The organism is Kolteria novifilia, from assembly GCA_007748055.1.
Lineage (GTDB): Bacteria > Planctomycetota > Planctomycetia > Kolteriales > Kolteriaceae > Kolteria > Kolteria novifilia.
On record CP036279.1, the window covers coordinates 2324445 to 2347988 of the forward strand.

The 23544-nt window shown below is 62.1% G+C and carries 18 protein-coding genes; 11 read left to right on the forward strand and 7 right to left on the reverse strand.

The window, feature by feature from the left end; translation table 11 throughout:
- Positions 1–146: 146 nt before the first annotated feature.
- On the forward strand, positions 147–482 hold the full coding sequence (locus tag Pan216_RS08580; RefSeq protein WP_145257546.1) for a DUF2934 domain-containing protein: 336 nt from the start codon (positions 147–149) through the stop codon (positions 480–482).
- A 270-nt stretch (positions 483–752) separates the two neighbouring features.
- Entirely contained in the window at positions 753–2069 is a 1317-nt protein-coding gene (ahcY, locus tag Pan216_RS08585) for an adenosylhomocysteinase (protein ID WP_145257548.1), read from the forward strand.
- 163 nt (positions 2070–2232) lie between these two features.
- Here the strand turns inward: ahcY and Pan216_RS28140 are convergent, their stop codons facing one another.
- Positions 2233–2394 carry a hypothetical protein gene (locus Pan216_RS28140; protein ID WP_419193420.1) on the reverse strand — a complete coding sequence of 54 codons (162 nt, stop codon included), beginning with the start codon at positions 2392–2394 and terminating at the stop codon, positions 2233–2235.
- Positions 2391–4649, reverse strand: a complete 2259-nt coding sequence (locus Pan216_RS08590; RefSeq protein WP_419193421.1) for an SLC5/6 family protein — start codon at positions 4647–4649, stop codon at positions 2391–2393. The genes Pan216_RS28140 and Pan216_RS08590 overlap by 4 nt, the downstream gene beginning before the upstream one ends.
- 672 nt (positions 4650–5321) lie before the next feature.
- On the opposite strand from Pan216_RS08590, the gene Pan216_RS08600 reads away from it, so the two are divergent.
- The 9 genes from Pan216_RS08600 (at position 5322) to Pan216_RS08640 (ending at position 17887) form a co-directional block, all read left to right on the forward strand.
- Positions 5322–6833, forward strand: a complete 1512-nt coding sequence (locus tag Pan216_RS08600) for an ammonium transporter (protein ID WP_419193422.1) — start codon at positions 5322–5324, stop codon at positions 6831–6833.
- A 226-nt stretch (positions 6834–7059) separates the two neighbouring features.
- Positions 7060–7398, forward strand: coding sequence for a P-II family nitrogen regulator (locus Pan216_RS08605; protein WP_145257551.1), 339 nt, complete (start codon positions 7060–7062; stop codon positions 7396–7398).
- 298 nt (positions 7399–7696) lie between these two features.
- Positions 7697–8035 (forward strand): P-II family nitrogen regulator, encoded by a 339-nt coding sequence (locus Pan216_RS08610; protein WP_145257554.1) that lies wholly within the window; start codon positions 7697–7699, stop codon positions 8033–8035.
- Positions 8036–10702, forward strand: coding sequence for a [protein-PII] uridylyltransferase (gene glnD / locus Pan216_RS08615; RefSeq protein ID WP_145257557.1), 2667 nt, complete (start codon positions 8036–8038; stop codon positions 10700–10702).
- Between the two features lie 268 nt (positions 10703–10970).
- Complete coding sequence (locus tag Pan216_RS08620; RefSeq protein ID WP_419193423.1) at positions 10971–13670, forward strand: MMPL family transporter; 2700 nt, start codon at positions 10971–10973, stop codon at positions 13668–13670.
- Positions 13671–13977: 307 nt separating this feature from the next.
- On the forward strand, positions 13978–14379 hold the full coding sequence (locus Pan216_RS08625; protein ID WP_145257563.1) for a GntR family transcriptional regulator: 402 nt from the start codon (positions 13978–13980) through the stop codon (positions 14377–14379).
- A gap of 424 nt (positions 14380–14803) precedes the next feature.
- Positions 14804–15754, forward strand: coding sequence for an ABC transporter ATP-binding protein (locus Pan216_RS08630; RefSeq protein ID WP_145257566.1), 951 nt, complete (start codon positions 14804–14806; stop codon positions 15752–15754).
- Positions 15720–16385 (forward strand): hypothetical protein, encoded by a 666-nt coding sequence (locus tag Pan216_RS08635; RefSeq protein WP_145257569.1) that lies wholly within the window; start codon positions 15720–15722, stop codon positions 16383–16385. Before Pan216_RS08630 ends, Pan216_RS08635 begins: the two co-directional genes overlap by 35 nt.
- Before the next feature lie 14 nt (positions 16386–16399).
- Positions 16400–17887 carry a hypothetical protein gene (locus Pan216_RS08640; protein ID WP_145257572.1) on the forward strand — a complete coding sequence of 496 codons (1488 nt, stop codon included), beginning with the start codon at positions 16400–16402 and terminating at the stop codon, positions 17885–17887.
- Between the two features lie 284 nt (positions 17888–18171).
- Here the strand turns inward: Pan216_RS08640 and Pan216_RS08645 are convergent, their stop codons facing one another.
- The 5 genes from Pan216_RS08645 to Pan216_RS08665 form a co-directional block, all read right to left on the reverse strand.
- Complete coding sequence (locus Pan216_RS08645) at positions 18172–18543, reverse strand: endonuclease domain-containing protein (protein ID WP_145257575.1); 372 nt, start codon at positions 18541–18543, stop codon at positions 18172–18174.
- 330 nt (positions 18544–18873) lie between these two features.
- Positions 18874–19815: a cysteine synthase A gene (gene cysK / locus Pan216_RS08650; protein ID WP_145257578.1), complete on the reverse strand. Its 942-nt coding sequence runs from the start codon at positions 19813–19815 to the stop codon at positions 18874–18876.
- 376 nt (positions 19816–20191) lie between these two features.
- On the reverse strand, positions 20192–21343 hold the full coding sequence (locus tag Pan216_RS08655) for a DUF1501 domain-containing protein (RefSeq protein WP_419193424.1): 1152 nt from the start codon (positions 21341–21343) through the stop codon (positions 20192–20194).
- 68 nt (positions 21344–21411) lie between these two features.
- Positions 21412–22233 (reverse strand): PP2C family protein-serine/threonine phosphatase, encoded by an 822-nt coding sequence (locus Pan216_RS08660; protein WP_419193425.1) that lies wholly within the window; start codon positions 22231–22233, stop codon positions 21412–21414.
- A 230-nt stretch (positions 22234–22463) separates the two neighbouring features.
- Positions 22464–23417 (reverse strand): methyltransferase domain-containing protein, encoded by a 954-nt coding sequence (locus tag Pan216_RS08665; protein WP_419193426.1) that lies wholly within the window; start codon positions 23415–23417, stop codon positions 22464–22466.
- Positions 23418–23544 lie beyond the last annotated feature (127 nt).

A 23544-nucleotide genomic window follows, 5' to 3' on the forward strand; every position in this document is an offset into this window, starting at 1 on the left:
TCGGTGTACCCTCTCAATCGACAGCCCATCTTGAAACAAGGTGCCTGGGGCGGTAACGTAAGCGCCGTCTGAGTCGGCTTTTGCCGCCGCTCCCAGAGGCTGGGAGTCACGTTTGACGATGGGGCCGGGCAAGCGAGGCAAAACTGATGGCGAACATCTTTCGCCCGAGTACTTGGCTACGGTACACCGACCGTCGCACGGACCGAGCAACCGCGGACTCGGGCAACGCCGAGACGCGATCGGTCGCGGAGGCGACGCCTCGATCGCAGGCGTCAATCCAGACTCCTCATGCCGAGGAGGTGATCGACACGCCACCGCCAATGCCCGAAGAGGTGTTGTCGCGCGATCGGGCGGCGACGCATTCGGTCCGCGAACAGATCGAAGCGCTGGCGTACGCCAAATGGTGTGACGCGGGCTGCCCGCCCGGCGACGGCGCGGAGTTCTGGTTGGCGGCGGAGCGAGAAGTCCTCGCATCGCGCTGATCGACGCTCAGATGCCTAACGGACGCGCTTCGCGTCGGCCCTTTCGGGACAAGCCCTGCTGGCACCTCGTGGCTCGCTAGCCAAACGGTCCCGACCACCGTTCCTCCCTTCTCGCGTTCGTGTGCCGGGAAGGTGGGACAACCGACCGCGCTCGGCTCAACGGCGCGACTCGGTGGGCGATACTATGATGAAAACACGGGTAGATTCTGGTCGGGGCGGCACATCGTTTCCGGCGGAAGAAGGGATTCTCTTGAAAGGAGCTTCTTGAACATGGCAACGGAAACAAGCACCAAGCCGGCCTTCAAGGTCAAGGATCTGGGGCTGGCCGATTGGGGCCGACTGGAGATCGAGCAGGGCGAAAAGGAGATGCCCGGCCTGATGGCGATTCGTCGTCAGTACGGCGATTCCAAGCCGCTCGCCGGCGCTCGCATCGCCGGTTGCCTGCACATGACGATCGAGACCGCCGTCTTGATCGAGACGCTCACCGCGCTGGGCGCCGACGTCACCTGGAGTAGCTGTAACATCTTCTCGACCCAGGATCACGCCGCCGCCGCGATCGCGAAGACGGGCGTTCCGGTCTACGCCTGGAAGGGCGAGACCGAGGAAGAGTACGAGTGGTGTGTCGAGCAGACGCTCGTCTTCCCCGATGGTCAGCCGCTGAACATGATCCTCGACGACGGCGGTGACTTGACGCAGATCGTCCACGACCGCTACCCGGAGATGCTCGAGGGCATCCACGGGATCACCGAGGAGACGACGACCGGTGTTCATCGTCTCTACCAGATGCTCGAGCGCGGCGACCTCAAGTCGCCGGCGATGAACGTCAACGATTCGGTGACCAAGTCGAAGTTCGACAATAAGTACGGCTGCCGCGAGTCGCTCGCCGACGGCATCAAGCGCGCCACCGACGTCATGGTGGCGGGCAAGACCGTCGTCATCGCCGGTTTCGGCGATGTCGGCAAGGGATGCGCCGAGTCGATGCGCGGACTCGGAGCCCGCGTGCTGGTGACCGAAGTCGATCCGATCAACGCCTTGCAGGCCGCGATGGAAGGCTTCGAAGTCGTCACGATGGAAGACGCCGCGCCGCTGGGACACATCTTCGTCACCACGACCGGCTGCTGCGACATCATCCGTGGCGAGCACCTCGACAAGATGCGCGACAACGCGATCGTTTGTAACATCGGTCACTTCGACATTGAGATCGACGTCGCGTACTTGAACAATCGCAAGGACATCACCAAGACCACGATCAAGCCGCAGGTCGATCGCTACACCTACCCCAACGGCAAAACGATCATCATGCTCGCCGAGGGCCGCTTGGTGAACCTCGGTTGTGCGACGGGGCATCCCTCGTTCGTGATGTCCAACTCGTTCTGCAACCAGGTCCTGGCGCAGATTGAATTCTGGAAGAACAAGGGCAATTACGAAGTCGGTGTCTACACGCTGCCGAAGAAGCTCGACGAGGAAGTCGCTCGCTTGCACCTGGGTCACTTGGGCGCCAAGCTCAGCACGCTGACCAAGAAGCAGGCCGACTATCTCGGCATTCCGGTCGAAGGCCCCTACAAGCCCGAGCACTACCGCTATTGAGCCCTGGGTTCACTCTACGGGCGCCACTGGCTGCCTTGAGAGCATGACACCCAGATGATCAATCGCGACACGCGTGCGGCTCAGAACAAAGCCCCGTCAACCACCTCGTGGTCGGCGGGGCTTTCTCGTGGTGTCAGGTGTTGGCGGAGCCGACCGGGAGAGCTTACTTCGCGGGCGGATCGGCATCGCGGGTGTCGATTTCCAGTGGCGAGTGCTCGTGCTCCGAGGCATCCGGTGTCGTGAGGACACGATAGAAGCAATAGATCGTGAGTGAAAAGACGACGCTGTAGCTCAATCCCATCATCAGGATTCCCAGCGTACTCATTCGGCCACCTCCTTCTCTCCGAGTCCTATTTTTCTCCATTGCTCGGCGGCGAGGGAGATCAACAGAAACATGAATAGCAGAATGATGATCAGATAGAGCACCGTCAGCATCACCGCCGGGTTGTCGAACATCTGTTGGACGCGATCGGCGAAGTTCTGCTGCAGCCAAAACGCGAAGATCGTCAGGAGAAAGACCGGCGTGACGAACTTCAGGATGAAGCCGAACACTCGTGGAATGTGCATGTCGGCGCCGCGGTGAGCTTCGGCGAAGCTTGCCTTAATCCCGATCACCCATCCGAAGAGAATCACCTCGATCGTCGCCAGGACGAAGATCGCGAAGGTGCCGACCCAGAAGTCCATCGTGTCGAGCGCCGTGACGTTGTGCGAGAAGTAGATGACCGTCAGCGCGCCGCTGAGGGTCATCAAGCCGAGGGCGCTGACACTGGCCCGACGCTTGAGATTGAACCCTTCCTCCAGAAACGCGATCGCCGGCTGGAGCATCGAGAGTGAACTGGTGATCCCCGCCAGGAAGAGCAGTCCGAACCAGATCATCCCGATCCAGCGCCCCGCCGGCATGTTGGCGAAGACCGCCGGCAATGTGTTGAAGCCGAGGCCGAAGGTCGACCCCTTCTCGATGACGCTAATCGTGCTGGCCATGCCGAGAAAGAGGAAGGTTGAGGGAATTGCGACCAATCCTCCAAGCACCACTTCGCAGAACTCGTTGGTGCTCGAGGCGGTCAGCCCCGAAAGAACAACGTCGTCGTCGCGTCGCAAGTAGCTGGCATAGGTGAGAATGATGCCGAAGCCGATCGATAGGGAAAAGAAGATCTGCCCTGCCGCCGCCAGCCAAACATTGGCCTCGAAGAGCCGGCTGAGATCGGGGTTCCACATGTATCCTAGCCCGTTGAAGACGGTACGCCGAAGCCGAGCGACTTCGAGGGCGGCGTAACGTTCTTGGGCTTCGGTCCATTGGTCGTTGGTGAGCTTTTCGTTGATGGTGACGAGAAAGGGGAGCAGGCTCGGCATCGCGCCGGCGCCCGTCGACGCGATGATTTCCTTGCGTTTCGCGGTGATCCCCTTGAGCTGCTCCTTGAGGGCGACCTCGTCCTCTTGGAACTTCGCCATTGCTTCGGCCGGTGGGGGAGCACCCTTGTGATCGGCGGCCGCTTTCAGCAACGTCTGTGCCTTCACGGTCGCTTGCAGTTCGGTCACGAGGCTGGTTTGCGAACGCTCCAGATCTTGAAGCTGGAGCTTCTGGGACTGGCTCAGGTCTTCGTGGACCTTGTGGAGCCACGTCACGTAGGGCTCTGCCTTGTCGCCCGCGCGAAGGTAACCCATCGCGATGCCCATGCCCTGGTCGCTATTGGCGAACCCGACGGGAGGGAGAACGGGGATATCGCCGTCGTAGCCCTCTTGGTTTTCCTGGATGCCGTCGAAGTAGTGGTTGAACGCCGTGACGACGCTCTTGCGCATCTCGGGGGGCGTCGTCTTCGGGGCCAGGGCGGTCTCCTTGAGCGTGTCCCACTGGCTCGTCGGAAGGGCTTGGGGGAGACTGCGCGGCCACGGTTCGGGCAACGGTTGCTCGGGAAGGGTCAGGACACGGATCGCGACGCCGATCGCGGCGAGAATCAACAGCGGCATCGCGAATTTGCAGAACCGCTCGATGCCCTTGCTGAGCCCGCGATAGATGAAGTAGAAGTTGACGACGAAGGTGATGAGGAAGAACCAGAAGATCGGCTGCAGCGCAAACTCGACCCTGCCGTCGCTGTCGTGGTCCCCGCTGATGATGGCGCCGTCGGAAACTTGGCCGGTCAGCTCGGTGAAGAAGTTGCTGTAGGAGGCGGGGTTCTTGCCGAGGTCGAGATCGCCGGTGGCGTAGTAGAAGGCGTACGCGAGGCACCACGACTCGATGTAGACGTAATACATGTAGATCACGACGGGAATGAGTAGCCCGAGCGATCCGATGTACTTCGAAAGGGGATTGCGCCACAGGACCGAGAAGATGCCCGGGGAGGAGTGGAACCCGAACTTCCCGCCGTAGCGTCCCATCGTCCACTCCGCCCAGCAGATCGGGATGCCGACGATGAGAAAGGAGATGAAGTAGGGGATCATGAAGGCGCCGCCACCGTTGGCGGCCGCTTGTCCGGGGAATCGGAGGAAGTTGCCGAGGCCGACGGCTGATCCGGCGACCGCCAGGATGACCCCCAACTTCGAACCCCATTGCTCGGTCGGGCGGGATGACTCTGAGTCGCTCATGCAAGTCTCGCTACGAAGGGGCGACCGGGAGGTCGCTTAGCTCGAGGGCAACCGTGATCGTTGGCACCGCAGGGACACCATGGAGATGCCGCAGTCGAGATGTCTAGGTCCGAGCAGAGGCGGTCCCGGACATTTCACGGGTTCTTAGCATGCTTCCGAGTTCGCCTAAATTCAAGGGGAACTCGGGTGGTTCGGCGCCGATCGTGAAGGAAAGTTTTGTGAGGAGCTTCGATTGAGGCAAACTTGCCGCGATCCGAGGCAGCGGATGATCGCAGGCGCGGCAGTTGAGTCGTCGCTAGCACCAACTCTAAATAGTCACCTCTTTTTTACTTTTTTTGCAACTGTGTTGTGAAGAAAGGTTTAAGTAAATCGCTCGTCTTGCCGAGAGCGCCCCGACCCTTCTGCTTGGCACTCTGCTTGCTTCCTTACCGCCCGCTTCGCGATAGAAACGGCGCGGCCTCCGTAAAAGGGGAAACGCACACTCCGGGAGGACTCGTCCTCTTCCTGGCGGACCGCGGTTCCGCTCTCGATCGGATGGTTCTCAACGTCCCTATCGCGGGCGAAGCCGGCTTATCACACCATGTTTCGGGGTCTGGACAGCGTACGCGCTAGGTCCGCCGTTTGGGAGAGTTACCCGCGTCCTGCCAAGTGTAGAAAGGGAACAAAGCGCCAATGAGCCAATTGCTGAGAATGCACCGTCAGTGGAAGTTACTGCTCTTGTTGAGCTGTTTTGCGACAATCTTGGCGACCAGCCCGGTCGCTTTCGCGCAAGACGAACCGACGCCAACCGCCGCCAAGGCCGCCGAAGGGGATGCCCTCCCCAAGGGCGTGACCGAGGGGAATAAGGAGGCGACAATCGACGAGGCGGCGGTCGAAGAGGAGGGTGAACCGCTTACGCCGGAGGTCGTTCAAGCGGAAGGGGATCATCTCTGGACGTTGATCGCCGCGATCTTGGTCTTTTGGATGCAAGCCGGTTTCGCCCTGGTCGAAGCTGGATTCACCCGAGCCAAGAACGCCGCGAACATCATGATGAAGAACGCCGCCGACATGTGCTTCGGTGGAATCACGTTCTGGATCGTCGGGTATGGTCTCATGTTTGGGCCTTCCGACTCGTACGGCATCATCGGAACGGGGGACTTCCTCTTCAGTGGTGTCGGCTCCGATGGATCGATCGATGAGGCCAACATGGTCTTCTGGATCTTCCAATCAGTCTTCGCCGCGACTGCCGCGACGATCGTTTCCGGATGTATGGCCGGTCGTACCAACTTCCCCGCCTACATCATCTTCTCCTGCTGTATTACGGCCTTCATCTATCCCGTGTTTGGTAAATGGGCCTGGGGCAGCTTGTTCCTCGACGATGGAGCCGGCTGGCTGGAAGACAAGTGGGGTTTCCTCGACTTCGCCGGATCGACGGTGGTTCACTCCATCGGTGGTTGGTGCGGTCTCGCCGGAGCCATCGCGGTCGGTCCGCGGATCGGCAAGTACGGCGCCGATGGCAAGCCGAAGGTTATCGCCGGCCACAACATGGTTTACGGCATGATCGGTACCTTCATCCTCTGGATGGGTTGGTTCGGCTTCAACGCCGGTTCCACCACCGCCATCGGTGGCAGTGAGTTCGCTCACACCGCGACGACGACGATGCTCGCCGCGTGTGCCGGTGGACTCATCGCGATGCTCACCTCCAAGGCGATGTACGGCAAATGGGACCTCGGCATCACCGCCAACGGTGTGCTCGGTGGCCTCGTCGCGATCACCGCTCCCTGCTATGACGTCAGCCTCCTTTCGGCGGTCATCATCGGCGGTATCGCGGGCATCATCATTCCTTGCTCGATCAAGTTCTTCGACAACATCAAGGTTGACGACCCGGTCGGTGCCTTGAGTGTTCACTTGGTCTGCGGTATCTGGGGGACGTTGGCGATCGCCATCTTCGCCCAGGAGATCTACGGCGGGAACAGTGGACTGATCGAAGGCAACCCCGGCTTGATTCTGCCGCAGTTGGTCGGGATCGCCGCCGCGGGACTTTGGGCCTTCCCGGTCTCCTTCATCGTGTTCAAGATCGTCGACGCGATCGTTGGGCTGCGAGTTGCTCCCGAAGTGGAAGAGCAAGGTCTGGACATCGACGAGCATGGGATCGGGGCTTATCCGTCGCATGTTGTCTTTGATGCTGGATCGGGCCACGTTTAAGCTGACTTGGGGTCAACTCCCCGAGCGTTGCCGCCTCCGTCAACAAGTGGCGGAGGCGGTTCGTACAACGAACTAGATGAAGCCGCCTGCATGTTCGGATCGTCGAGCATCGACAGACCGTGGCAACCGGGAAGGTGATCGAGCCGAACCGAGCGGAAGGTCCGGTCGCCTTCTCCATCCCCCGACCTTCGGGGAAACGAGAGACTGACCAAACAAGGAGACGCAGGTGAAAAAAATTGAAGCAGTGATCCGTCATCACAAGTTGGACGACGTCAAGGGTGCCCTGACCGATGCCGGCGTGACGGGGATCACCGTGACCGAGGTTCGCGGTTTTGGAAGACAGAAGGGTCACACCGAGACCTACCGCGGTGTCGAGTACACCGTCGATCTTCTCCCGAAGATCAAGCTCGACATCGTCGTCGGCGACGACATGGTCCAGAAGGTTTCCGAGGCGATCATCGCCGCGGGACGGACCGGGGAGATCGGCGACGGCAAGATCTTCGTCACCGACTTGTCCGACGTGATCCGCATTCGCACCGGCGAGACCGGCGACGGCGCCGTCTAGCAGGCGATGCCAATAGGTCCGCTCGCAATGTCGCGCCGCCTCCCGAAGTGTCGGTGTCGCGATGAGGGAACGGACGCGAGGCGGTTGGCCATGTTGGTCCACCTCACCGAGCGATGAAAGTTGTCGATCATGGGCAACGGGTTCAGTGGGGCCGGCACACGCTGGGACGGGGGACGTCATTCCCCGTCCCTCTCTTTTTCGAGTGGCGCTTCCTCGATCATCCCCGCTCACGATGGGAACGGGTCCATCTCGCGCCCTGACGTGGGCCACGTCTTCATCCAAGGAAAGGTGTCGGGCGATGAAGAAGGTTGAAGCCATCGTTCGCCATCACCGACTCGAGGAGGTGAAGGAGGCGTTGGCCCTGGCCGGAGCTCTCGGAGTCAGTTTCACCGAGGTGCGAGGGTTCGGGCGACAGCGAGGGCGTACCGAGCACTATCGTGGGGTCGAATACACCGTCGATCTCATTCCCAAAATCCATATCCAACTGTTTGTGCGCGACGAGCAATTGTCGGCGATCACCAACGCCATCCTCCATTCGGCGCGGACCGGCGACGTCGGCGACGGCAAGATGATCATCTCCGATGTCATCGATGCGATCGCGATTCGGACGGGGGAACGCGGAGAGGAAGTCATCTGATTGCATCTGCAACGTATTAAAGCATTCACGCAAGAACGCTTCGACGTGCTGCGCTCGCTGCACGCGGAACGTTCCTCGGGGCTCGGAATCGCCTGTTCGGTCGCCAACACGATCGAAGAAGTCATCTGCCAACTCTACCAGCACGCCCTCGAGCAGCGCACCGAAGAGGAACGCGCCGCGGTCGTCGAGCAGTTGGCGCTCGTCGCCGTCGCCGGTTTCGGACGCCGCGATGTCGCGCCCCATTCGGATGTCGACGTCTGGTTCCTGCACCGCCGCGATCCGCACAAGGTGGTGCTGGACTTCATCAAAGTCCTCGTTCGAGACATCTGGGACGTCGGCTTCGAACTGGGCCAGAACGTCGGAACGGTCGGCAACATTCTCGCGCTCTCGAAACAGGAGGTCCTTCCCGGGACCGCGCTGATCGACGCGCGCTATCTCCTTGGGCAGCGACAACTGCACGACGATCTCGTCACGCGCTACCGAAGACATCTCAATCGCGGGGGGGCCGCGACGCTCTACGAGAAGACGGTTCGATCGGTCGCTTCCGACCAAGAGAAGTTCGGCACCACGTCCCACCTTCTCGAGCCCGACGTCAAAAAGACCGTCGGCGGTCTGCGCGATCTTCACCTGATTCACTGGCTCGGTAGCGCGCTCTACGAAGCCCCCGAGCCCCACGAACTCGAACGGCGCGGGCTCATCGGAACCGACGAGGCGCGGATCCTCACCGACGCGCACGACTTTCTGCTGCGAGTCCGGATCGACTTGCATCTTCACGCCGGCAAGGCGGCCGACGTGCTCCTGCGCTCCGAACAGATGCGGATCGCCAAGGAATGGGGGTATCACGATTCCCCCTCGATGCTCGCCGTCGAACAGTTCATGCGCGACTACTTCAGGCGGACGACCGCCGTCGAGGAGATCGTCCAGCGCTTCGTCGCCCGCTCGCGCCCGCGTCACATGGCTCGTCGCGTCCAAGAACGGCTCGTGACCTGGCGGACGGGCAAATGGTTTCGCGTCGGACCGCTCGGGGCCGGCGTCATCCCGCGCTACCAAGTCGAGGTCTTCGGGTCCTTGGCGTGCACGCTCGAACTCGCGCGACTCGCGTCGCTCTACCACTACGACTTCGAGTTCGAAACGCTCGACGCGATGCGCGAGGTCTACGGCGTCCTACCGCACCCGAAGGAGGGGGACGACTCGGACGCCGCCGGGGACCTCGATCCGGAAGCGGTGCGCATCTTCCTCGAATTGCTCAAGACGCCCGGCGGAATGGCGAAGGTGCTTCGGCGACTCCACGAGGTCGGTGTGCTCGAACGCCTGATTCCCGAGTTCGAACACGCTCGCTGCTTGCTTCAGTTCAACGCCTATCACAAGTACACCGTCGACGAACACACCTTCGTCATGCTTGGCTTCGCGGAGGAGCTCGTTCTCAACGATGGGTTGTTGGGGAGGGTCTACGAGAAGATCAAGCGACTCGATCTGCTCCATCTGGCGATCTTGCTTCACGACGTCGGCAAGGGGTACGAGGAGGACCACTCCAAGGTTGGGGCCCGGATCACGCGCGTCGTCGCCGAGCGATTCGGCTTCAACGCCGAGGAGCACAAGACAGTCGTTTTCCTCGTCGAGCACCATCTGCTGCTCTCGCAGATCGCCTTTCATCGAGATATCACCGACAAGAAGCTACTCATCGACTTCGCCCGAACGGTCGGCACCGTCGAGCGGCTTCGGATGCTCTATGTCCTGACGGTGGTCGACGTCGAAGCGGTTGGCCCAGGGACGATGAATCAGTGGCGGGCCGACATCCTCGCGGATCTCTTCCGCCGAACCGCGCGACTGCTGGGCGAGGAACACCCGCTCGTCGAATCGGAAGTGAAGTCGGAGGAGGTGCGGCGCCGACTCGCCAAGACCGCGGGCGCCGACGAGCGCGCGATGGCGTTTCTCGACTTGATCCCCAACGAGATGCTCGAGGAACAAACCGACGAGCAGATTCTCGCCCATTGGCGGCGTTGGCAGGACTTCACGCCCGACCAGGTCGCGATCCTCAACGCGGAGTATCGTCCGGCGGGGGACTCGGTCACGCTGACTGTCGTCAGTCACGAGGAGACGTCGGATGCGTCGTTCAGTCTCATTTGCGGGGCGTTGACCGCCCACAACATGGAGATCCTCTCCGCGCGCATCCGGACGCTCGGCGACAAGACCATCCTCGACCAGTTCGACGTCAAGGACAAGCACCACACCGGGCCACCGACCCCCGAACGCTGCCGACAGCTCGCGACGACGGTCCGGCGGCTGCTCGCCGGCGAGCTCAAGATCCAAGACGTCCTTTGGAGCTCGTTGCCGTCGGCGTTCGTGACCCGCAAGCGCATCGTGGGGCGCGAGACCACTCAAGTGGTGGTCGACAGCAAGGGTTCCGAGGAGTTCACGATCATCGAGATCTTCACGCCGAACCGGCGCGGTCTGCTCTACACGATGGCGAAGTCGCTACACCGTCTCGGGCTGCGGGTCCATCTCGCGAAGATCGCCACGTACTCCGACGAGGTGGTCGACGTCTTCTACGTCCAAGAGAATGATGGCCGGAAGGTCGACTCCGAGGGTCGCGAAAAGGGGATCAAGGAACAACTCGTCGACGACATTCATCGACTCGCCGACGATCCGCGTTCGCTGGTGCTTTAAGAGGGTTTCTGGCGACCCGCCACTTTCCCACTGTCCTACGCGACGTTGGGGAGCGATTCCCCAACGTTGACGGGTGCTGGGGAGCAATTCCCATTCCAAATCTTGGCAAACAACTCCAAAGATCGGATTGAATCAAGCCAACGGGCGTGCTATCGGCCCGAGGTCTTAGCAGAAGATGCTGACGGAGGCCGAGAGCTTGATCTGGGATAGAGGCCATTTGGGGCGAGCGGATCTTACCGCGCGATTCTTGGAATCATGGATTCGTCTCGTGCAGGCGGCGCCGCGACGGGTCGCGCTGGTCGCCGGCGTGATCGCTGTCCTTTCGCTCGTCGTCGCCGCCCACGGGCTCGGCTTCAAGACCGACCGCACCGATCTCGTCGATCCCACCGCCGCGTACTACGCGGACTGGGCGAAATACGAAAAGGAGTTCGGCGGCGAGTCCGACATCATCTTCATCATCGAGGGAACCAAGCGTTCGGAGATCGTCCGAGCGATCAAGACCCTGGCACGCGATCTGGAGTCCTTTCCCCAAGCCTTTCAGAACGTCTGCTACCGCATCGATCTCTCGCGGCTTCATGCGAAGGGGCTCTATCAGCTCCCGATCGAGGATCTCGAAGCGATCGACTCCCGCGTGAAACCGCTGACGCCCCTCCTGGCGGGAGGATGGCGTTTTCTCACACTCGACTCGGCGTTGGGGGCGGCCCTGGCCGCTTCGAGCACCGCGATCGACAAGCAGCAGTCACTCGACGAGTCGGGACGCCAAAAGGCGGCCGCCGCGACGCGACTCTTGCAGTCCATGACCAGCTATCTCTACAACGGGCGGGCCTTTCGGTCTCCTTGGGTGCCGCTGCGATCACCCACCTTGGGCGCCTCGGTCGCGGGGATGCCGGAGTACTTCTTCTCCGAGGATGGCAAGACCGCCATCGTCCGCGCCGAACCGATTAAGGACACGTCGAGCCTCTCCGACTTCGGCAAGTCGGTCGATCTCGCCAAACGCATGATCGACCGCATGGAGCCGGTCTTTCCCGATCTTCATTTCGGGCTCACCGGGCTTCCGGTCCTAGAAGCCGATGAGATGATCTCGGCGAAACGGGACAGCACGCGGGCGATGTTGATTTCGCTTCTCGGCGTCGGCTGTCTCTTCATGGTCGCCTTTCGGGCGTGGCGTCACCCCATGTGCGCCATCCTCACGCTGATCATCAGTGCGTGTTGGACGCTCGGATGGGTCACGCTGACCGTCGGTCACCTCAACATTCTCTCGGCGTCGTTCATCGTGACGCTTGTCGGCTTGGGGATCGACTTCGGTATTCTCTGGCTCTCCCGTTTTGAATCGATGCGGGGGCTCGGCCTGAGCGTGGCGGAATCGAACAGGGGGGCGGCGACGACAGTCGGCCCCGGCGTCCTCATCGGAGGGCTCACGACGGCGCTAGCCTTCTTCACCACGATGGCGACCGGTTTTCTCGGTCTGCGCGAGATGGGTTGGATTGCCGGCAGCGGCGTCCTCTGGTGTTTGGTCGGAGCCTTCACGGTGCTGCCCGCGCTCTTGGTGCTCACCAAGGGGCGAGTCAGGCGGTGCGAGCGGGAACTAGTCGCCGATCAACCGGCCGCGCTCTTTCTGGCGCGACGGCCCGCCCTGGTCGGGCTCCTTTCCCTCCTGGTCGTGATCGGCTTGGCGACGCAGATTACCAAGCTCCGTTTCGACTACAACTTGCTGAACCTCCAATCGGATGGGCTCGCGTCGGTCGAATGGGAAGAGAAACTCGTCGAGCGAATGGGAGCCTCCGCGTGGTACGCGCTCTCGATGGCGGAGACGCCCGAGGAGGCTCGCCGCCTCGGGGAGGAGTTCGCCGCCTTGCCGAGCGTTGGGCGCGTGGTCGAAGTCGCGTCGCTGATTCCGACCGATCAAGAGAAGAAGCGTCCCTATGTCGCCGCCATTTCCAAGGCGGTCGCCGACCTGCCGACGACCGAGCAGGTCAAGAAGCTACCGCCGCCGGAGTTGGCGAAGCTCACCGAGCGCATCGAGGCGATCGCTCAATTGCCGAAGAACGTGCCGGTGTCGGAATTGGTGGCGATCACCCGGCTGCGTCATGCCGCCGAGGAGACCCTCGAGGCGATGCGTCGGCTGCCGCTACTGGACCAAGACCGCCGGGTGGCGAGTTTCCAGACCCGTTGGCTCGAGGATCTCTTTGGCCAACTTCGCAAACTCCACGATGTCGCCAACCCCGAACCGGTTGGCGTGGCCGATCTGCCCAGTGCGCTGCGTTCGCGTTACCTCAGCCCCGATGGAACATGGCTCTTGCAGATCTTCGCCGACGCGAGCGTTTGGGATGGCGAGCCGCTCAACGCCTTCGTGCGTGAGGTCTACTCCGTCGATCCGCACGTCACCGGCAAGCCGATCTCGACGCTCCTGTCGCTCCGAGAGATGACCGCGGGCTACCAGCGCAGCGCCTGGCTGGCGATCGGGGTGATCCTGCTCGCGGTCTGGTGCGGAGTGCGAAGCTGGCGCGACTCGCTCTTGGCGATGACGCCCCTGGTGCTCGGTTGCCTGGCGATGTTCGGGCTGATGGGGATCGCTTCGATCTCGCTCAATCCCGCCAACATGATCGCGTTGCCGCTGATCTTGGGGATCGGCGTCGATTTCGGCGTCCACGTGGTGCATGACTTTCACGCCAGTAACGGGACGTATGTTCTTGGCCGAGGGCTTGGGCGCGCCTTGGTGCTGACGAGCCTGACGACGATCCTCGGATTCGCGTCGCTGATGACCGCGAGTCATCGCGGCATGTCGAGCATCGGGGTTGTGTTGTCGCTCGGGGTCGCGTGCTGCTCGCTGGCCGCCTTGGTCCTCTTGCCGGCGCTCTTGCAACTGCTCTCGCGCACCCGCGTCGAGACGGCGGTGCTTTCCTTTCCCCACGGGGATTCTTCTTCCACCTCGTCGCCCAGCGAAACCGAGGCCGTGGAAGCGGCCTGACGACACTTCGCGGCGACCTCTCGACGGCGACCTCTCCGCAGTGACGTTCGTTTCCCTCACCCGCTGCGTGCCACTGATTGCTCGACGGCCAGGAAACGCCGGTCGTGTCATGATCATGACATCGCGTCACCATCTCGAAGAGCAGATCTCCTTTCCGGCGCGATGAGGCGTCCTGCCACCATCACTCGTTCGACTACTCGGTCGGGGTGATCCGTTGCCGAAAGGCCGGATCGAAGATTCTGTGGAATTCGCTTGTGCGCGCGCGAGTTAGGTGTACTATGTCAATTAGTACAGTTATGGGGCAGTCATGCAGCTCAGCATCGACACCGGCGTTCGGACGCCGATCTATCGTCAACTCGTTCAGCAGGTCCGCGAGGCGATCGCCCGCGGCGAACTGCGCCCGGAGGAGAAACTCCCCTCCGTCCGTCAGCTCGCGCGCGATTTGGTCATCAATCCCAACACGATCGCCCGCGCCTTCACCGAGCTTGAGCGGGAGGGGCTGATCGTCAGTCGCGCCGGGGTGGGGATCTTCGTGGCGCGGCGCGAGCAACAACTGACGAAGAAGGCGCGCAAGAGTCGCTTGCTGGAAATGCTCGATTTGTGGCTTACCGAGGCGGTCAATCTCGGGTTCTCGGCCGATGAGGTCCTTGAGATTGTCACCGCCCGCGCGAAGGACTTCGCGTGGCAACAGTCCAGTGGCGGCGGTTGAAACGGCGCGGGTGCGACTGGATGCTTGTCAGCCAGTGCCGACCAATTGCCGCGAGCGTGATCCACTTCGGTTTGCCCACGCGAGCGTGATACGTTCCGCTTGGGTGCCATGCCCACGCTCGCGGTGGGCATGTGGGAAATGCCCCGGGTTCGACACATTTCCGCGAGTGCGGAACGAGTGTTCATGAAACGAACTCACTCATCGGGACATTGGGGCCGCTCGAATGAAGCGAGTTCGGTGCGAAAAGTCATGGGTGTCCCCAGCCGTCGGTCGGTCCCTGTCCATAGGGTCCCCCCCATTCCTCCCCCAGGTTTGGGGCAGTGACCGGCCGACGGCGTTCTTTTCCCGAGAGCGAGAAGTGCGGTCTTGCGTCTTCTGGCGGGTGAGCGTTTTCGAGGTGATGACCACGAGAGGTTGACGACCGATGACGTTGGCGATCCGAACCGAGTCCTTGACGAAGTACTACGGCTCCACGAAAGTGGTCGACTCGCTCGGCTTGAGCATTGACGAAGGTACCGTCTACGCCCTCTTGGGCCGCAACGGCGCCGGCAAGTCGACGACCATCAAGATGCTCACCGGGATGGTGCGTCCCTCCTACGGGCGGGCCGAGCTGCTGGGGGAGGATGTCGCCACCCTGGCACCAGAGACCCGTTCGCGCATCGCCTATCTCGCGGAGGGGCACCCGCTGCCGAGTTGGATGAGCGTAGGCGAGGTCATCCGCTTCACCCGCGCCTTCTACGAGGACTGGGACCATGACTTGGTGGAGTCGGTCCTCGACCACTTCGCGCTGAGCAAACGGGCCAAACTTCGCAGGCTCTCGAAGGGGCAGCTCGCCCAGGTTTCGCTCATCCTCGGCATCGCCCCCGACCCGGAACTGCTTATCCTCGACGACCCGACCTTGGGGCTCGATACGAACGTGCGCCGAGATTTCCTCGAGTCGATGATCCAGATCATTCAGCGGCGCGGGCGAACGATTCTCTTCAGCTCCCACGTGCTGGGCGATGTCGAACGCGTCGCCGACAGGATCGGGATCATGCTCGACGGCGTGCTACGCGTCGACTGTCCGACGGAGCACTTCAAGGAAGCGGTCCGCAAGATCGTGCTCACCTTCGATCGTGACGTTCCCGAAGTGCCCGAGTGTCCCGGCCTCGTCGGGTCGTGGCACGTCGGGCATCGGCTCGAGCTCATCTTCGCCGGCTACGGCTCGGAGCAGGAGGCGGCGGTCGCCAGTCTCGATCCCGTCGAGGTCGAGCGGGTGGAGATGAACTTGGAAGACACCTTTATCGAGTACACCCGCGGCCCGCGGCGGTCGCTTTCTTTTTTCGGTACGGAGGAGCCCGATGATCCGCGCCCTGGTGCTCAAGGAGCTGCGTGAGACGATCGGTTTCGCGTCGATCGCGCTCGCGGTGAGCCTCGCCATTGTCAACGGCTTGATGGGGAGGACACTTCTTCCCTCCATCGACGTTCTCCCGCAACGGATTCACGTCGTCCCGTTCGCCGGTGGCGTCTTCGTGGCGTACCTGTCCTACGTGGTGATTCCGCTCGCGATCGCCCTCGGCTATCGGCAGGCGACCCGCGAACTTGGCAATGGCGTCTACCTCTTTCTCTTTCATCGCCCCATCGCACGTTCGACACTGATCCTGACCAAACTCGGCGTCGGGATCGCCGTCATGCTTGTGGTGCAAGCGATTCCGATTTTGCTCTTCGGTTGGTGGGCGGCGACCCCGGGGAACCACCCGAGTCCCTTTGAATGGTCGATGACGCGTGGCGCGTGGCAGTTCATGCTCTTCTCGCCCATCGTCTACGCGGGGGCCTTTCTCACTGGGCTTCGCCCTGGGCGCTGGATCGGGACGCGACTGCTTCCTTTGGCGGCCAGCGGCCTCTATTTTGGGGTCGTCATGATGGTGCCCGATCAATGGTGGCTGCGGATTCCGGTCGCGGCCGTTTTCTATGGACTGCTCGCGGTCGATATCCGCGCGATCGCCAGCGAACGAGACTACGGGTGAGGAGACCGCGAGAGATGCCTGAAATTCGAGGATTGGGTGTCCGGCTTGTGTCCGCGCTCACGCTCGCCGTGGGCGTGGCGATCGTCTGGGGATTCGTGGTCTCCTGGCCGTTGCAGATGGTGACCACGGCCCTCCGCGGGAGCGGCGGCGCACGGCAACTTCAAGTCACCGGGCGGGGCGAGCCCCTCGTCGCGACGTGGAACGGCAACAATAGCTGGGGCGGCTACACCTACGAGGATCTCGAAGGCAACAGCGTCGATGTTCCGGCCGACCAAGCGTGGCTGTCGTCGGGGCCGCTACGGCTCGGGGTACCTCCATCGCATCTGCCGACCTGGATGACCCCGGTGTCGTGGCGCAACCGGATCCGGGGTTTCAACACGACCAGTCGACACCCACAGTATTGGTATTTCATCTGTGGCGATGAGCCGCATCCTAAGGCCTACTTCGTCGGTTACGAGAGACTCAGTAGTCAACGGATCGGATTTCTCGGAGCTTACGGCGAGCGTGGCGAACCGATCCCCGCGGGCCAACGGTTTTCCATCAAGGGCGATCTTTCGCACCTCAATCAGCTCGTGGTGAGTCCACAGCAGATACAGAACGCGACGCAGCCCTACTATGGATCGGTGGTCGCTGGGCCCGACAGTATCCCCAATGCCAGCGTCTTTTTCGTGACGACCGACGATTCTCTGATGGTCGTGGATCTCGACCGGAAGACCATCAAACGCGTTCTGGAAGAGACGCCGATTCGATCGATGGTGATGCTCAATCGCAGCACGTCATCGGCCGTCGAGCCCATGAGTCGACTGCTCGTTCGCACCAACGACACGATCCTCGAGTTCGATCGCGACCTGACGAACCCTCGGCGTTGGGGCATTCCCCGCGAGTTGCGGGATCGGCCACTGACGTGGATCCCGATCTCCGCGGAGGAGTCGTTCGTCACCCAACAGCTTCCGATCGACAACTCCACCGGGGTCGAGATCAACATGCTCTACTGGGTCGATCCCACTGGTCGGATCAAGCGAGACCGGACGCTCGCCCTGCGGCGGATGGGACCCGATCCCTTGACCGGGCAAGCGTGGGTGGGGGCTTCGCTGGTGGTTCCCTGCCCGTTGCTGATCGACCTTAGCATCTTGGTGTTGATGCCGTTGCTGTCCTACGGCGGAACGGAGGTGGTCACGTATCAGCAGGGGCTCGCGAAGTCGCTCGCCGAACTCTGGCCAGCCATCCTCGTGGTCCACGGGCTCGGACTTCTGCTCGCCTGGTGGACGCTACGGCGAACGGCACGCTACGGGTTCGGCCAATCGGAACGATCGATCTGGACGGTCCTGGTCGCGCTCGGAGGACTTCCTTTCTGGGTCAGTTTCTTGATCTGTCGGCATTGGCCAGTGCTGGAGCGATGCCCCCAGTGTGGCGAGGAGACGCCGAGGGATCGGAAGGGATGTGTCCATTGCGAGTCGGAACTCGCCCCTCCCAAGTTGGTGGGAACGGAGGTCTTCGCGTAGAGAGCGGGGGCTGACTCCGGGATGGAAGAACCCCTCACCCTGCTCGCTGCGCGAGCTTCCCTCTCCCACGGGGAGAGGGTGTCAAGAGAAGCCGCCTTCGACAAAGAGAGGGTGTCAAGAGAAGCCGCCTTCGACAAAGAGAGGGTGTTAAGAGAAGCCAACTCCCGCAAGGAGAGGGTGTTAAGAGAAGCCCCTCTCCCTGTGGGAGAGGGGTTTGGGGTGAGGGGGCTATTCTTCTCTGGTGACGCTGTTTCCTACCGACCGCCAACAACTGATTCCGTCACTCACTCGGCGCCTTCAAACGCACCTGCCTCTTCAAGAGTATTCCAGATGGTGGTGAGGACGGCATCTGTTTGCTGGAAGACGTCGTGATTCCAGAACCGGAGCACGTGAATTCCTTGGTTGCGCAGATGGGCTGATCGCTTGTCGTCTCGGCGTCGCTCGGGATCGCTGTTGTGTTGCCCACCGTCGAGTTCGATGGCAATTCGATGCTTGTGAGCGTAGAAGTCGAGGATGTAGGAGTCGACGGGATGTTGACGTCGAAACTTCACTCCGCCGAACCGACGATCTCTCAAAAGTTTCCAGAGCAGTTCTTCAGCATCGGTCTGTTCGCGGCGGAGTTCGCGGGCGAACGTCAGTATCCTCGGGTCGATCAAGGGCTGACTCCGGGATGGAAGAACCCCTCACCCTGCTCGCTGCGCGAGCTTCCCTCTCCCCCGGGGAGAGGGTGTTAAGAGAAGCCGCCGGCCTGAGCGAACGGGAACGGAGGTCTTCGCGTAGAGAGCGGGGGCTGACTGCGGGATGGAAGAACCCCTCACCCTGCTCGCTGCGCGAGCTTCCCTCTCCCACGGGGAGAGGGTGTTAAGAGAAGCCAGTTTCGGCAAGGAGAGGGTGGTGGGAGAAGCCCCTCTCCCTGTGGGAGAGGGGTTTGGGGTGAGGGGGCGATCGTTCCCGACGCCCCACTCCTTAGAACTGTCCTCGCGTTCCTACCCGGTCAACCCTTCAAAGAGCGGCGTGGAGAGGTAGCGTTCGCCCAAGCTGCACATGATGGTGACGATGCGCTTACCCTTGAACTCGGGGCGAGCGGCGACTTGGGCGGCGGCGCACATGTTGCCTCCGCTGGAAATCCCCGCCATGATCCCTTCTTCCTTCGCCAGACGACGCGACCACTCGAACGCCTGATCGTTGGAGACGGTGACGACCTCGTCGACGAGCGAGGTGTCGAGGTTCTTGGGGACGAAGCCCGCCCCGATTCCTTGGATCTTGTGCGGTCCCGGATCGCCGCCGCTGATGACCGGCGAGTGGATCGGCTCGACCGCGATCGCCTTGAAGTCGGGGTTCTTCGCCTTGATGTAGCGGGCGACGCCGGTGATCGTGCCGCCGGTGCCGACGCCGGCGACGATCGCGTCGATCTTGCCCTCGGAGTCTTCCCAGATCTCCGGGCCGGTCGTCTTCTCGTGAATCGCGGGATTGGCGGGATTCTCAAACTGCTGCGGCATCCAGGCGTCGGTATTGTTCGCGACGATCTCGGCCGCGCGGTTGATCGCGCCCTTCATTCCCTCGGCGGCGGGCGTCAGCACCAGGTTCGCACCCATGGAGCGGAGCAGGGCACGCCGTTCGACCGACATCGATTCGGGCATGGTGAGCGTTAGCCGGTAGCCCTTCGCGGCGCAGACGAACGCCAGCGCGATGCCGGTGTTGCCGCTGGTCGGTTCGACGATGTGTGTCGCTTCGTTGACGAAGCCGTCCCGTTCGCCGGCCTCGATCATCGCGACGCCGATACGGTCCTTGACACTATTGAGCGGTTGGAAGAATTCGCACTTGGCATAGACTTCCGCGTGATCGCTCGGAACGAGGCGATTGATGCGGATCATGGGGGTATCCCCGATCGCGGAGCAAGCGTCGGGGTAGACCTTCTTACGAGACATTCAGACTCCCTCCATCGTTGGTTCAGGCCCTCTGCGTGATTCGGAATCAGTTCCGAAACGCCATCCTCGGGCGACGGCAATCCTGCGACTGCGTGAGATCGTCAAACTGGATGAGCGCCATGACGGGACGCGGGCATCGTGATTGAGCCCATTCATCGACATCGCGGTATGGTAAAGGGCCCTCTTTTCAGAAGCAATGGCAGATGAGCATGGCGGATCTGTCGAGACTTGGCGAAATGGGGCCGGTCGGATCGCGGGCGCTCAGGTCCGTGCCCACGTCCTGGTTGCCAATCCCATGGCGAGTTGGCGGAATCCCATCCCACAATCACTGGTTGGAAAGCAGCCAGTGGCATCCAATGAACCGAAGGCGCAGCACCTACGCGAAAAGTTCCCCGAGCGGGCGGGCCGCGGACGGGGACTCGTCCGATGAAGAGATGCCCAGGAAGGACCGAATCGTCGCGTTGACTTCAGTGGGATGGACTGGCCGATCGATGGGATAGCTCGCGGAATCGTCGGTCGTTCCGAGGACTTGGCCGCCACGAACGCCGCCCCCGGCCATGAGGATGCTCCAGGCTCCGGTCCAGTGATCGCGACCCCCCTGGTTGTTGAGCCTCGGGGTTCGGCCACACTCGCCCATCGCGACGACGAGGACATCGTCGATCATGCCGCGAGCGGTCAGATCCTCGAGCAGCGCCGTGAAGGCCCAGTCGAAGGCGGGAGACACTTGATCCCGGTAGTGATCAAACGTCGTCGGGAAGCGCCGACCGTTGGCGTGGACGTCCCAACTGATCTGTTGGAAGATTCCGGGGAACATGTCGATCGTGACGACACGCGCTCCCCGTTCGATGAGCCCAGGGGCACTGGCGCAGGCCTTTCCAAAGGCGGTGGCGCCGTAGCGGGACCCGTCGACGGAAGTTGGTGTCGAGGGAGCAAGCCTCGTGGCGGCGTCGGTCCGCGAGAGCGAATCGCACGAGGGCGACGTCGACCCCGCCAGGACGACCCACGGTGTCATCGGCGCGGTGCCCGCATGCGTTCGAGTGGCCAGCTCGCCGAAATGGGGCAGGGTGGTGCCTTCGCGAGCGATGGTGCCGGTCTGAAGCAACTGGTGCCCGGTGTCGTGCCGGGGGGCTTCGTCGTGGCTGAGAGTCCGAAGGACCGCGAACTGGTCGGCCGCGACTGCCATGCGCGGGAAGAGTTCGCTGAAGAGGACGCCGGGGATACGGGTCTGGATCGCCGCGAAGGGCCCACGCACCTCGCTTCGGGCGTGCGGTTTGGGATCCCAGGTCTCAAGTTGGGAGGGGCCGCCGACGAGGGACAATTGGATGACCGCTTTGGCCCGTGGTGTCGGCGGCACGCTGGGGGAAGTCGCTCCGGCAAGACCGAATGACAGTCCGGCGACAGTTCCTGCTTTGAGAAAGTCGCGGCGTCCGGTCTTTGGGCGACCGACTTCAGCCTGGCCGGTCTTTGGGCGACCGGCGTCGAATTTGCCGGTCTTACCACGCGATGGGTCGTTGGAGATAGGGCTCACGCGTTCGCTCCTCTGCATCGTTCCAGGATGCCACAATCCTGGAAGCAACGCAAGCAGAGGACGGGCGATCAGCCGACGTTGGTCGACGAGGCCGTTTGGGAAGGATCGGCCGCCGCCTCGATGAAGAGGACGACGACGGTGATGTTGTCTTTCGAGCCCGATTCGAGGGCTAGCCGCACCAATTCCTCGGCACATGCTTGGGGATCGTCGTGGCGATTGATGGTTTCGACGATGACCTCGTCGTCAACCACCCCGCAGATACCATCGGTGGCCAGAAGGATTCGATCGCCGGCTTGGAGGTTGTCACGCTCCATGTCGGGGCCCTCGTCGGCCTCCTTGGAACCGAGGTACTTCCAGAGGACGTGCTTGAAGCGGTGGTTCTTGAGCTCCTCTTGGGTGATCGTCTTGGCGTCGAAGAGGGCTTGGGCGAGGTTGTGGTCGGTGGTGACCGAGGCGACACTGCCGTCGCGGAAGAAGTAGGCCCGGCTGTCACCGACATGGGCGAGGTAGACCTTTTCGCCGCGCATCGTCGCGATGACGACGGTGGTCCCCATGTTCTGGACACTGGGGTCGGCGTTTCCTTGCGCGATGATGGCCTCGTTGGCGGCGATCACGGCTTGGCTGACGGCCCCTTTGACCTCCTCCTCATCCTGGCACTCGACCGGCAACTTGGCGAGTTTCTCCGGGATGATGTCGACGGCGATCTGGCTGGCCTGCTCCCCGGCGGCCTGTCCCCCCATGCCGTCGGCGACGATGTAGATCGCCCGCTCCTCGTCGATGTAGTAGCGATCTTCGTTGTTGTCGCGAAAGTTCCCTATGTCCGTACATTTCCCGGCAAGGATACGGAAGGGGCTCGCGGCCGATCGGTGGTTTCCGCTTGGTTCGTCCAAATCTCCGGCCGTCCTAAAGACTCTGGAGCAAATCTCACGCAGGCGACTGAACATTTGACACCATATCAACTCTCGTCAGCCCGGAAGGGTCGCTTCCGTCCCTGCGTCTGTAGACATCGCTTAAAGTATAACAGAGCAAATAGGAAGGGGCAAAAGCACCAGAGAAACCAGAGCCCTCGCATGGCGATTTCGCGGCCTCTCCAACGCTCTGGCGACGATTTTGTCGTCGCTCAGCCGTCTGCCCGGCGCCGAACCCCCGTCACGTTCACGCCGCTGCCTGGGAGCAGACCTTGCTTCCAGGCCCAGCGATAACCCCTTCCGTCGCGCGCCGGGGGCAACTCCTCAATTGTTTCGAATCCGGCCTCGAGAAACCAGTCCTTGATCTCCTCAGGGCGATAGTGAAACTGGTATCGCGGCGCGTACCAATCGAACGTATCGCACACTCGGATTTCCCCATCCGGGTGGTTGCTGAAACTCACCACCTTGTTGAGTACTCGATTCAGCCCTGGAATTCCTCCCAGAAACGCTCCCACTCGACAAAATCCGAGCAGGATTGAACGGGGAAGCCGGTGCGCCACCCATCGCAGCGAGTCGTTAATGACCTCCTGCGGCCACGTATTCCGGCGATAAACCCAGACGCTCAGTCGTCCCCCCGGCTTGACCAACTCGGCGATCGCGCGAAAGCACGCTCGCGGGTCAGGGCTATGGTGCAACACCCCGACGCTAAATACCAGGTCGAAGCTCGCTTTCGGGAGAGGAAGTGTCAGCAAGTCCGCCTGGGCAAGCGTTACATTCGGCAAATGCGCGGTCAGTTCCCGGGTTTTCTCGACCGCCCGGCTGCGATCGACCGCCACGACGTGGGCTCCATGCTCGGCGGCGATTCGCGAGTAGCGGCCTCCTCCGCAACCAGCGTCGAGCACGCGTTGCCCCGAAAGCGCCGCGGGAGCCACGCCGGTCTTCACTTCGAACGTCTCCTCGTCCTCGGCGGGCTGGCGAACTTCGAATCGCTTCCATTGGAACCCGAACGAATCGGCGAAATCGTCGTCCTCGACGAAACGGGCGATTCCGTCAACGATCGGGTAGTGCTGGCCGCCGGTCGACTCAAGAGACCGAGGCGACGTGTCGTGTCGCTCGCGGAGGGGCTCGCCGGTGGCCGGACAAACGAAGATTTCCGTCAGACTCATGGGGGTGCTCATCGCGTGGTTCGGATCCCTTGCATGGTCCCCTCGGACAGCGCTCTCGGACGCTCCAAGGCGCGTTCTACCCTGTTGTTCAAGGCGTTTGACACGTTGTTTGACGCGCTATCGACCC